The 11,226-nt window shown below is 62.8% G+C and carries 10 protein-coding genes; 5 read left to right on the forward strand and 5 right to left on the reverse strand.

From position 1 onward, the window contains the following. Window positions 1–67: 67 nt before the first annotated feature. Entirely contained in the window at window positions 68–1,150 is a 1,083-nt protein-coding gene (locus tag WCE35_RS12880; RefSeq protein ID WP_424593730.1) for an isocitrate/isopropylmalate dehydrogenase family protein, read from the forward strand. A gap of 24 nt (window positions 1,151–1,174) precedes the next feature. On the opposite strand, the gene WCE35_RS12885 is transcribed toward WCE35_RS12880, so the two are convergent. From WCE35_RS12885 to WCE35_RS12895, 3 genes are all read right to left on the reverse strand, one after another. Beyond that, on the reverse strand, window positions 1,175–1,837 hold the full coding sequence (locus tag WCE35_RS12885; protein ID WP_424593731.1) for a phosphoribosylanthranilate isomerase: 663 nt from the start codon (window positions 1,835–1,837) through the stop codon (window positions 1,175–1,177). Window positions 1,838–1,859: 22 nt separating this feature from the next. Next, complete coding sequence (locus tag WCE35_RS12890; protein WP_424593732.1) at window positions 1,860–2,681, reverse strand: enoyl-CoA hydratase; 822 nt, start codon at window positions 2,679–2,681, stop codon at window positions 1,860–1,862. Between the two features lie 463 nt (window positions 2,682–3,144). Continuing rightward, window positions 3,145–3,540, reverse strand: coding sequence for a helix-turn-helix domain-containing protein (locus tag WCE35_RS12895; protein WP_424593733.1), 396 nt, complete (start codon window positions 3,538–3,540; stop codon window positions 3,145–3,147). 647 nt (window positions 3,541–4,187) lie between these two features. Here WCE35_RS12895 and WCE35_RS12900 point away from each other — a divergent pair. Beyond that, window positions 4,188–4,454 carry a hypothetical protein gene (locus WCE35_RS12900; RefSeq protein ID WP_424593734.1) on the forward strand — a complete coding sequence of 89 codons (267 nt, stop codon included), beginning with the start codon at window positions 4,188–4,190 and terminating at the stop codon, window positions 4,452–4,454. 157 nt (window positions 4,455–4,611) lie between these two features. Here the strand turns inward: WCE35_RS12900 and WCE35_RS12905 are convergent, their stop codons facing one another. Further along, window positions 4,612–6,120 carry a sensor histidine kinase gene (locus tag WCE35_RS12905; RefSeq protein ID WP_424593735.1) on the reverse strand — a complete coding sequence of 503 codons (1,509 nt, stop codon included), beginning with the start codon at window positions 6,118–6,120 and terminating at the stop codon, window positions 4,612–4,614. A gap of 144 nt (window positions 6,121–6,264) precedes the next feature. Further along, window positions 6,265–7,539 carry a serine hydrolase domain-containing protein gene (locus tag WCE35_RS12910; RefSeq protein WP_424593736.1) on the reverse strand — a complete coding sequence of 425 codons (1,275 nt, stop codon included), beginning with the start codon at window positions 7,537–7,539 and terminating at the stop codon, window positions 6,265–6,267. Between the two features lie 138 nt (window positions 7,540–7,677). Here WCE35_RS12910 and WCE35_RS12915 point away from each other — a divergent pair, with 138 nt between their 5' ends. The 3 genes from WCE35_RS12915 to ntrB all read left to right on the forward strand — a co-directional run bounded on the left by WCE35_RS12915 (window position 7,678) and on the right by ntrB (window position 11,173). Continuing rightward, a complete protein-coding gene (locus WCE35_RS12915; RefSeq protein WP_424593737.1) occupies window positions 7,678–8,592 on the forward strand; it encodes an intradiol ring-cleavage dioxygenase in 915 nt (304 codons plus the stop codon). Window positions 8,593–8,909: 317 nt separating this feature from the next. Next, window positions 8,910–10,226, forward strand: coding sequence for a CmpA/NrtA family ABC transporter substrate-binding protein (locus WCE35_RS12920; protein WP_424593738.1), 1,317 nt, complete (start codon window positions 8,910–8,912; stop codon window positions 10,224–10,226). Window positions 10,227–10,276: 50 nt separating this feature from the next. After that, the gene (gene ntrB / locus WCE35_RS12925) at window positions 10,277–11,173 is read left to right on the forward strand and encodes a nitrate ABC transporter permease (RefSeq protein ID WP_424593739.1); all 897 of its coding nucleotides are present in this window, start codon (window positions 10,277–10,279) and stop codon (window positions 11,171–11,173) included. Window positions 11,174–11,226: the final 53 nt, after the last annotated feature.

The raw sequence follows: 11,226 nt of genomic DNA on the forward strand, positions 1-11,226 counted from the left end.
GCTTCGCTTCGCTCGCAATGACGGCATTGCTCGATCGCTTGTCTCTCCGACTCTCATAGGAACCCCCATGTCGGCAAATAACGCGCTCCACATCGCCGTGCTCGGCGGCGACGGCATCGGGCCGGAAGTGATGGCGCCCGCGCTCGAAGTGCTGCGCAAGATCGAGGCGACCACGGATCTGAAATTCCGCTTCACCGAGGCGCCGGCTGGCGCCAACCATTATCGCGAGACCGGCAGGTCGATGCCGGAGAGCACGGTAAAACTCTGCGACGAGGCGGATGCGATCCTGCTCGGCGCCTGCGGCCTGCCGTCGGTGCGCTATCCTGACAACACCGAGATCATGCCGCAGGTCGAGCTGCGCTTTCATTTCGACCTCTATGCCGGCGTGCGCCCGGCGCGGCTGATACCGGGCGTGCCGAGCCCGATCGTCGGCGCGGACAAGCGCGGCATCGACCTCGTCGTGATTCGGGAATCCACCGAGGGTCTGTTCGCCTCGATGGGAAAGGGCGTCGTCACCGACACCGAGGCGCGCGAGACGCTGGTGATCACCCGAAAAACCTCGGAGCGGCTGTTCGAGTTCTCGTTCAAGCTCGCCGAACGCCGCAAGGCGCGCGGGCGCGCCAATGGCGGCTTGACCTGCGTCGACAAGGCCAACGTGTTCAAGGCTTTTGCGTTCTTCCGCGAGATGTTCGACGAAGCGGCGAAGCGCCACCCCGGCGTCAAGGCCGACCGGCTCTATGTCGATGCCTGCGCGGCGCTGCTGGTCAAGCGGCCCTGGGATTTCGACGTGATGGTGATGGAAAACATGTTCGGCGACATCCTCTCCGACATGACCGCCGGGCTGATCGGCGGCATGGGCATGGCGCCGTCCGCCGACATCGGCGATCATCACGCGGTGTTCCAGCCGTGCCACGGCACCGCGCCCGATATCATGGGGCAGGGCAAGGCCAACCCGACCGCGATGATCTTGTCTGCCGCGATGATGCTGGACTGGCTCGCCGACAGGCATGGCCTCGAGAGCGCAACTGAAGCCGGCGAGCGCATCGAGCGCGCGGTCGACAAGGCGTATGCGGGAGGAATCAAGCCGATGGAATTCGGCGGCAGCGACGGCACCGCGGATATCGCAAAGGCGGTGATCGCGGCGTTGTAAACGGAGCGGCAATGCGAAGATGGGTCAAGGTGTGACGCCCTTCGCAGCCCTGTTGAACGCCGCGACCTTGGTTAAGTCTTTTTTGTGGGTATCGCCAAAATCGGTCAGCGTCTTGGAATCGACCCCCGCGGGCCTTACGGCAAGAATGGCGTTGGCGACGTTGCCAGGACCAAGTCCGCCAGCCAGGATCACCGGGGTTCGAACGCTTTCGACGATACTTCGGCTCACGTTCCAATCATGAGTAACACCAAGCGCGCCAATCTGCACATCGCCTTCGCGATGGCTGTCGAGCAATAGAAAATCGACCAATCCATCATAGCTTCTGGCGATCGCGACGCTTTCCGGCCCCGTCACCGGCACGCTGCGCATGAACAGGATGTTCGGAAGCGCTTTTCGCAAGTTGGCTACGTGCGCAGGCCAAAGCAGTTCGGTGGCTGCACCAAGGTGAATGATCGCCGGTCCGAGTTCCCGGGCCATCTGTTCGATCAGCGCGAGATCATCAGACAGGAAGAGCGCCAAAGACTTCGAAGACGCCCTTATTGCCGTCAAGATCGCGGCGGCTTCGCGCGCCGAGCGTTCTCTGGGAAAGGCACCGTTTCCTACCAGCACTCCGACGTGGTCGATGCCCAAGCCGGATATCGCGTCCGCTTCCGATGGTGTCGACACCTCATAGATTTGCGTCAGCATGGTGGGCTCGTTGGTTCGGCCTTTAACGTCCCTTGAACCGCGGCTTGCGCTTTTCCATGAAGGCGGTGCGGCCTTCGCGAAAATCCTCAGAATCCATGCAGGCGGTGCCGATCGCCTTGATCGCATCCATGTCGCGATGGCTCTCGTCTTTCAGCACCTGCGCGATGGTGATTTTCGCGGCCTGGATCGCGAGCGGGGCGTTGCCGGAGATGGTGCGGGCGATCTCCATGGTGGCGTCCCACAGTTCAGCGTCGGGCAGCACGCGGTCGACGAGACCGATGCGCACCGCCTCAGTGGAATCGAGCCGCATGCCCGTGTACATGATGAGCCGCGCCCAGGATGGTCCGACCAGCGACACCAGATTCCTGAGGCCGTCATAGCCATAGGCGATGCCGAGCTTGGCGGCGGGAATGCCGAACTGGCTGTTGTCGGAGGCGAAGCGGATATCGGCGAGCATCGCGACCTGCATGCCGCCGCCGAGGCAAAAACCGCGGATGCAGGCAATCGTCGGTTTGGGGTAGGTCGCCAGCAAGGCGCGTTGCGCCTCGCTGCGCCTTGAATATTCTTCGGAAGCCTCCGCGTTATGGCGGGTCTTTTCGAACTGGCTGATATCGGCACCCGAGACAAACGCCTTGTCGCCGGCGCCGACCAGGATCACGACGCGGACGTCGGAATTGTCGCGCAGTTCGACCAGCGCGTGGCCGAGCCCCTCCCACATCTCCAGCGACATGGCGTTGCGCTTTTCGGGATTGTTGAAGGTGATGATGCCGACGCCGTCGGTAACGCGCCGCAGGATCTTGCCGTCGGCGTAAGGTCTTTCGGCGCTGTTGGAGACATCCAGCATTGGAGGCGCCTTCGGTGAAATCCGGTGACAGAGCTTGACCCGCCCGGATTGAAGCATTCGTTCGGTGCCTCGGCAACGGCGGTGCGCTCCCTCTCCCGCTTGCGGGGAGGGCCGGGGTGGGGGTGCCTGACAGGAACGCCGGCGCCCAGTGGAGGCAATTCCCCCACCCGCCGCGCTCTGTCGAGCGCCGTAGCCGAAGCTCAGCTTCGTAAGATCAGGTGCTGCCGATTTCGCTGGCAGTACTCTGGTGTTGTCGCTGCCCGACCAGCATGTGGCCTGGCGGGGCGGCCGGCCGCCGGCCGATCCGCTTCTGCCGATCGACCATTTCCGCGGCACTGCCAGCCACGGCGTTTTTAGCGAAGCGGGGTCCGGTTCACGCAAAGCGGACGGGTCAAACAAATATTCGGGAGCTTCGGTTCTGATTGAAGCAGAACCGCGCAGGCTCCCTAAAGGTACCAACAGATCAGGCTTCGTTCGCGGCAATCGATTCCATCAAGGACACCAGCTGACGCTGGATGGTCTGGTCCTTGATCTTGCTGTAGGCCCGCAGCAGCCTCAGGCTGAATGCGCTGTCGAGGAACAGCAGGCTTTCGACTTCGCGCGCCTTGCCGTCGCCGTCGTAGAAGAACGTGACCGGCACATCGAGCGCGGTGGCGATCTGCTGAAGCCGGGCCGCGCCAACGCGGTTGACGCCCTTCTCGTATTTCTGGACCTGCTGGAAGCTGACGCCGAGCTTGTCACCAAGCTCCGCCTGCGAGACCTTTTGCTCCACACGCCGCAGGCGAATTCGCTTGCCAAGTTCGATGTCGGGTTTGCCGGCACTGCGCTGCTTCATCTTCTTTGCTGGTGATCTGTTCATTCTGGTTTTACCGTCCTTCAATCGGGAAGCCTTGAGACAGGTCAGAGCTACTTCCGTATGTACCGCGTCAGGTTCGTCTTGGTGGCGAGCTTATCCTAGAACCAAATCATCTTGCGATATTCCGAGATGACAGCCAAAACGCATGTGCGCATTGGAAGCACCCTGTTACCGGCGTTGCTCGACTACCTAAAGTCGTCAGCGCCCGGGACATCACGTCGATATCCCGCATTCTACATTTGGCAAAATATTGGCCGAATCACAACCACTGCGCGTCCGCCCATCACAAATTTTGTGCGCACACTTAACCTCCGCGCGCATGAATACACGTATTTCTACGGACTCTGCGGTCATGCGGCGGGCCTTGCGACGCGGCTGCGACTTCGGTTCGAGACACCCCTTGGTTGCAGGCGGGCAGGCGGCTTTGACCGGCACCGGCGAAAATCACCGCGAATTCGCCGCGAAACCGGACGCCTGATGCGATTTCAGCGTTGATAGCGCGCTGGACAATTGCGCAAAATTTCTGGATCATCGGCGCGGGCTTGGGTGATCGACTAGGGGCCGGCAAGCGGCGCCGTGGCGCGGGGAGGCCAATGAAACGACAAATCGAAACGCCTCGGATCTCCCTCGTAAGCTCTGGAGCGGAAGAAATGCCGGTTGCCAACGCAAAACAACGTTTGCTGTCGCTGCTTGCAACGCTGGAGGAGTGCCGGGCCATTCTGCTCGATCAGGCCAGCCTGGAGCCGGCGAGGCTGCTGTCGCTGGCCATTCTGGAGCTGCGGATGGAGCTGTATCAGGTCACCGATACCGAGCTGAAGGCCGTGTGCGACCTGATGGTGTCGGAAGATCAGCCGTCGCAGCAACCTGGCTCGGGTCCGGGCAGGCCGCTGCCTCCCTATCTGAAGCTGGTCAAGTAGCCGGATATCCTTGCCCGAACGACCGCGGCCGCAATGCGGTTGCCAATTCGGATTGCCGGGCGCACGCGCGATGCCGGCGACACAGGGTGCGCGCCGCTTTGATGTCAGCCGAACGCCGCTCGGGACCGTCGGCATCACGGCGGAACTTTCGCATTGCTCAGCTCGCTTCCTCGAGCGCGCAGGTCACCGTGGTGACGACGCCGCGGGGCAGAAAGTCGACGGTCGCGTCGCCGTCGAGCTGGTCGCGCGCGCTGCGCTCGATCAGGCGCGATCCGAAGCCGCGCTGCACCGGCACGGTGACGGGCGGGCCGCCGGACTCGGTCCAGACCATTCTCAGTTTGCGCCGGGCGTTGTCCTCGATCACCTCCCAATCCAGCGCGACCGTGCCGGTGTCGTTCGACAGCGCGCCGTATTTTGCGGCATTGGTCGCGATCTCGTGCACGATCATCGACAGGACGACGGCAAGCCGCGGCGACAGCGGCACCTTCGGTCCCGACGCCCGCACCCGGTCCGGACTGTTGAGCCGATAGGGCTGCAACACGCGGGTGATCACGTCCTGCAATTCGGACCCCTGCCACCTCTCGCTGCTCAGCAGATTATGGGCCTCCGTCAGCGCGCCGAGCCGGCCTTCGAACTTTTCGCGTTCGGCGCTGCTTGCGCTGCGAAAGGTCTGGATGGCGAGCGACTGAAGAATCGCGAGCGTGTTCTTGACGCGGTGGTTCAGTTCTTCGATCAGGAGATCATGCAGCGCCTCGCCGCGGGCAATCGTCGTCGCCATCCGCACCGCGAAGGCGAGGCCGACCAGCAGCAGAATGCCGCCAATCGCGCTGGTGATCGCAAGATTGCGCCACAACGGGGCGACCAGCGAGCTCTCTGAGATGCCGGCGGCGACGGTCCAGCCCGTGAGCGAGGAGCGCGTGAAGCTCGTGATCAGCGGTACGCCATTGAGCGACACCGTCGGCAGGGTCGCTTCGGCGTTGCGCAACAGCGCGGCATGAAGTGATGGCGATGCCTGCTTGCCGATCGTCTGCTCCGGATTTGGAATCCGCGCGAAGTTGATGCCCTGTCCATCGAAGATCGAGATCGTCCAGTCCTGGCTTGGACGCTGGTTCTCGATGATGGCCTGGAAGATCTCGAGTGGCGGGCTGAAGGAGATGTCGTACAGGACCTCGCCATCGCGAATGACCGGTACTTCGACCGTGACGATCAACTGCTGCTTCACCGCGCCGAAGAACAGGTTGGAGTAATGCGGGCGCTTGGTCGCAAAAACCTTTTCCAGGATGTCGCGATTGCTGCGCGGCGGCAGCCCCTCGGGATCCGCCGTCACCGAGGAAAACAACCGGCGACCGTCGCGGTTCGCCACCACCACGACGCCGTCCTTGCCGTACTGGTCGAGAAAACCCGCGGCCATGCGACGGAAACCGTTGAAGTCGCCCTCGCGCAGCGAGTCGGTCAGCGCCAGCACCTGGAGCCCGCCGGTCATCCGCTGCATTTCGGCGTCGAGCACGAGGCGGATGCTGCGCACGGTTTCCAGCACGTGCTGCGTCGCGTCCTTGCGGTCCTGTTCGTAATTGCTGAAAACAATGCCGACCGCGAAAACGAACAGCGGCAGCATGGTTCCCGCGACCAGCAGGGCGAGACGCACTGGCAGTGAAAGTTTTGGCACGCAAGCCCCGGATCAGCGCATTCGGCGCGAAAGCGCCATATCGACTGAGCATAGGAGAAGCGGACGAAATCCGCCAAGGATTTCGGTCGGGACGCAGGTTCCATGGTGCCGTCATGTTTCACCGCGGAACCGGAACAGTCTGGCTCAGAGATTGCTGTCGGTGATCGCGGCGTAGACCATGCTGCGCAGCTCGCGCCGCAGCGGATAGGCGCTCGACGGCAGCACCTGGGTCATGAAGATCGTGACCAGCTCCTCCGCGGGATCGATGAAGAACGATGTCGTCGCCGCACCCCCCCAGGCATATTCGCCGGCGCTGCCGGCGATCAGGGTCTGCGCCGGGTTCATCGTCACCGAGAAACCGAGCCCGAAGCCGATGCCGTTATAGGCGGCTTCCGAAAACAGCGAGCGCGACAGCGCCGGCAGATCGACGCCGCCGGGCAGATGGTTCGAAATCATCAGCTTCAGCGTCTTGGGGCCGAGCAGCCGGACGCCGCCGAGTTCGCCGCCATTGAGCAGCGCGCGGCAGAAGGTGAGATAGTCGGCCGCGGTCGAGCACAATCCGCCGCCGCCGGAAATCAACGACGGTGGCGACAGGAACGGGCTCGTCGCCGGGTCATCCTGCAGCGTCAGGCCGCCCTTGCGCTCGGCGGCGTGAAAGGTCATGCCGCCCTGCGGATCGGCCGAATAGCACGCCGCGAAGCGATGGGCCTTGTCCGCGGGCACGAAGAAGTCGGTGTCGTCCATGCCGAGCGGATTGAAGATGCGTTCCTTCAGGAACTGTTCGAACGGTTTGCCGCTGATCAGGCCTGTGAGATAGCCGATCACGTCGGTTGCGACCGAATAGTTCCAGGCTTCACCCGGAGAAAATTCCAGCGGAATTTTGCCGAGGTCCTCGATCATCGTTTGCAGCGTGCCGGCCTTGATGACCTCGCCGATCTTGTTCTCGCGATAGGCGGCGTCGACATTGGAGCGCTGCTGGAAACCGTAGGTGAGGCCGGAGGTGTGCCGCAGCAGATCCACGATCAGCATCGGCCGTGTCGGCGGTTTGGTCAAGAACGAAGGCGCGGTGCCGGCCTGGAACACGCCGAGGTTCTTCCATTCCGGGATATATTTGTGGACCGGCTCGTCGAGTGCGACGCGGCCTTCCTCGACCAGCATCATGAAGGCGACGCTCGTGATCGGCTTGGTCATGGAATAGATGCGGAAGATGGTGTCGTCCCGGACCGGCGCCTTGCGCTCGAGGTCGGCAAAGCCCTGGACGGTCGAGTGCACGATCTTGCCGCGGCGGTAGACCAGAAGCTGGGTGCCGGGAAAGCGGCCGGCATCGACATAGCGCAGCTTCAGATGGGCTTCGAGACGGTCGAGCGCGGTCTTGGACATTCCCGCGGATTCGGGCGAGGCAGGGGCGGGGGCTAACATCGGGTTTGATCTCCGGCTGAAGAGGCAGCGGCCTTGATAGCCGAAAACGGGCCCCGGTTCCAACCGTCGCGCGCTTACCCCGGACGAAGCGGTGGTGTAGGCTTGCGCCCGCGATCACCGACCCCGCAGGACGGAAAAATGCCCCAGTTCAGCGATACCGAACTCACCGCCGCCGTCATCCGCAGTTTTGACGATACGCCGGAGCCGCGGGCCAAATTCCTGCTGCAGGAACTGGTGAAGTCGCTGCACGACTTTGTCCGCAAGACCGACCTCAGCTTCGAGGAATGGGAATATGCGATCGATTTTCTGACCCGCACCGGCCAGAAATGCACCACGACCCGGCAGGAATTCATTCTGCTCTCCGACGTGCTCGGCGTTTCCATGCTGGTCGACGCGGTGAATCATCGCGACCGCGACGGTGCGACCGAGACCACCGTGCTCGGCCCGTTCTATGTCGGCGAGCACAAGGTGACGCCGCACGGCGCGGATATATCCGCCACCCTTCCAGGCGAGCGTATGTTCGTGCAAAGCCGGGTCACCGATCTCAAGGGCAAGCCGCTGGCGGGCATTCCGGTTGATGTCTGGCATGCCGATGATGACGGCTTCTACGATTCGCAGAAGCCGACCTACGCGGCGCAGGGTCCGTCATCGCGGGCGCGCTTCATCACCGACGCCGACGGCCGGTTTTACTTTCGCACCATCCTGCCCTGCAGCTATCCGATCCCGACCGATGGTCCGGTCGGCGAGATGATCATCCAGACGCGCCGCCACGCGATGCGGCCGGCGCATGTGCATTTCCTGGTCGCGGCGCCCGGATACCAGCCGTTGATCACCCACGTCTTCGTGGAAGGCGACAAATATCTCGATTCCGACGTGGTATTCGGCGTCAAGGACGAGCTGGTCGCGAAGATCGACAAACGCGGCGATCCGGTGATGCCCGATGGCAAGCCGGCATCCGGGCCCTGGCATCTGATGACCTATGAGTTCCGGATGAAACCGGGCGAGGGCGCCGCGCCAAAGCCGATGATGGCGAAGGCGACCGAAGCCGCCTGAGGCCGTTTTCAAATCCCTGCTCAATTCTTGTGCGACGCACAAAAATTGAGCGAATCGCAAATTTTCGGTGCGGTCCCTGGCTTGGCACTGAACCGTGCACCTCCCGTAACCTACTATAGATAATTGATTTTTTGCATTGCGGTAGCTTGGCACGAAGCTTGAATAGCCTGTGCTGACGCCATTGAAGCCGTCCTTCGAAACCAATCATCCGAATTGTGACACGGCCAGACTGGGGCTTCCCCAGCGCGCGCCTCTAGGCGCCTCGCGCGGTGACACCAGGCGGACGGCCAATTCAGACGCAAAGGACAACCGCACCCATGACGAAGACTGCCAATACAACCCCATGCAGCCTCAGCCGCCGTCAGGTTCTCAAAGCGACCGCGGGCACCGCCGCGCTGCTTGCCGCCGCCAGACTGAATTTTCCCGCCGGCGCCTTTGCCCAAGGCGCAGGTCCCGAGGTGACTGCCGCCAAACTCGGCTTCATCGCGCTGAGCGATGCCGGGCCGCTGTTCGTCGCCAAGGACAAGGGTCTGTTCGCCAAATACGGCATGCCGGATGTCGACGTGCAGAAGCAGGCATCGTGGGGCACCACGCGCGACAATCTGGTGCTGGGCTCGGAAGGCAACGGCATCGACGGCGCGCATATCCTGACCCCGATGCCGTATCTGATCTCGTCGGGCAAGGTGACGCAGAACAATCAGCCGACGCCGATGTACATCCTGGCGCGGCTCAACCTCGACAGCCAGTGCATTTCCGTTTCCAACGAATATGCCGATCTCAAGCTCGGCGTCGACACCGCGCCGTTCAAGGCGGCGCTTGAGAAGAAAAAGGCTGCCGGCAAGTCGGTCAAGGCTGCCATGACGTTCCCCGGCGGCACCCACGATTTGTGGCTCCGCTACTGGCTTGCCGCCGGCGGCATCGATCCGGACAAGGATATCGAGACCATCGTGGTGCCGCCGCCGCAAATGGTCGCCAACATGAAGGTCGGCACCATGGACTGCCTCTGCGTCGGCGAGCCGTGGAACCTGCAATTGATCAATCAGAAGATCGGCTACACCGCGGTCACCACCGGCGAAATCTGGAGCAAGCATCCCGAAAAATCGCTGGGCATGCGCGCCGCCTGGGTCGACAAGAATCCAAAGGCTGCCATGGCGATCCTGATGGCGGTGATGGAGGCGCAGCAATGGGCCGACAAGGCCGAGAACAAGGCCGAACTCGCGGCCATCATGGGCAAGCGGCAATGGATGAACTGCCCGGTCGAGGACGTCTATGACCGTTCGGCGGGCAAGTTCGACTACGGCATCCCCGGCAAGGTGGTCGAGAACAGCCCGCACGTCATGAAATACTGGCGCGATCATGCCTCTTACCCGTTCCAGAGCCATGACCTCTGGTTCATCACCGAGGATACCCGCTGGGGCAAATACGAGGCGGGCTACGATGCCAGGGCGCTGATTGCCAAGGTCAACCGCGAGGATCTCTGGCGCGACGCCGCCAAGGCGCTCGGCGTCGCCGCTGCCGATATTCCGGCGTCGACGTCGCGCGGCAAGGAGACCTTCTTCGACGGCAAAATGTTCGATCCGGAAAATCCGGCGGCGTATCTGAAGTCCCTGTCCATCAAGCGTGTTGACGTCTGATCCGAGCGAAGCCGCGCGGCTCGTCCCTTGAACACGGAGAAACACTTTCGATGTCCATGCCCGCGATCAAAACCGACGCCACTGCCGCGTTGCTGCCAGCCACCGCGGCGCCGGTTGTCACCATGACGCCCAAGCGGGCGCCGCGTTCCGAGAAATTCGTCAAGATGGCGACGGAGACCGCGGCGCGCGTGGTGCCGCCGCTGATCGTGCTCGCCTTGCTGATGCTGTTCTGGGAACTGGTCTGCCGGCGCGCCGGCTCGGCCCTGCCGCCGCCTTCGCGCGTCTTCAAGGACACCAGGGAATTGATCTTCGATCCGTTCTTCGATCGCGGCGGCATCGACAAGGGCCTGTTCTGGCATCTGTCCGCGAGCCTGCAGCGCGTCGCGTTCGGCTTTTCGCTGGCCGCGGTCGCCGGCGTAGCCCTCGGCACGCTGGTCGGACAGTCGGTCTGGGCGATGCGCGGGCTTGATCCGATCTTCCAGGTGCTGCGCACGATTCCGCCGCTGGCCTGGCTGCCGCTGTCGCTGGCGGCGTTCCGCGACGGCCAGCCGTCGGCGATCTTCGTGATCTTCATCACCTCGGTATGGCCGATCATCATCAATACCGCGGTCGGCATCCGCAACATCCCGCAGGATTATCGTAACGTCGCCGCGGTGGTGCAGCTCAATCCGCTGGAGTTCTTCGGCAAGATCATGATCCCGGCGGCGGCGCCCTACATCTTCACCGGCCTGCGCATCGGCATCGGCCTGTCGTGGCTTGCGATCGTCGCGGCCGAAATGCTGATCGGCGGTGTCGGCATCGGCTTCTTCATTTGGGACGCCTGGAATTCCTCGCACATCAGCGAGATCGTGCTGGCGCTGTTCTATGTCGGCATCATCGGCTTCGTGCTCGACCGCGTGATCGCGGGACTGGCGAAGTTCGTGACCCGCGGCACCGCGCTGAACTGAAGGAACCTGTCATGACCTATCTGAAGCTCGATCACATCGACAAGGTTTTCACC

Source organism: Bradyrhizobium sp. (genome assembly GCF_049691595.1).
Lineage (GTDB): Bacteria > Pseudomonadota > Alphaproteobacteria > Rhizobiales > Xanthobacteraceae > Bradyrhizobium.

What these genes read in the sequence shown, in the direction of transcription:
- WCE35_RS12920 (WP_424593738.1), top strand. Translation starts at nt 8,910, where the DNA reads ATGACGAAGACTGCCAATACAACCCCATGCAGCCTCAGCCGCCGTCAG.
- WCE35_RS12900 (WP_424593734.1), top strand. Translation starts at nt 4,188, where the DNA reads ATGCCGGTTGCCAACGCAAAACAACGTTTGCTGTCGCTGCTTGCAACG.
- WCE35_RS12885 (WP_424593731.1), bottom strand. Translation starts at nt 1,837, where the DNA reads ATGCTGACGCAAATCTATGAGGTGTCGACACCATCGGAAGCGGACGCG.
- WCE35_RS12910 (WP_424593736.1), bottom strand. Translation starts at nt 7,539, where the DNA reads ATGTTAGCCCCCGCCCCTGCCTCGCCCGAATCCGCGGGAATGTCCAAG.
- WCE35_RS12895 (WP_424593733.1), bottom strand. Translation starts at nt 3,540, where the DNA reads ATGAACAGATCACCAGCAAAGAAGATGAAGCAGCGCAGTGCCGGCAAA.
- WCE35_RS12880 (WP_424593730.1), top strand. Translation starts at nt 68, where the DNA reads ATGTCGGCAAATAACGCGCTCCACATCGCCGTGCTCGGCGGCGACGGC.
- WCE35_RS12890 (WP_424593732.1), bottom strand. Translation starts at nt 2,681, where the DNA reads ATGCTGGATGTCTCCAACAGCGCCGAAAGACCTTACGCCGACGGCAAG.
- WCE35_RS12915 (WP_424593737.1), top strand. Translation starts at nt 7,678, where the DNA reads ATGCCCCAGTTCAGCGATACCGAACTCACCGCCGCCGTCATCCGCAGT.
- ntrB (WP_424593739.1), top strand. Translation starts at nt 10,277, where the DNA reads ATGTCCATGCCCGCGATCAAAACCGACGCCACTGCCGCGTTGCTGCCA.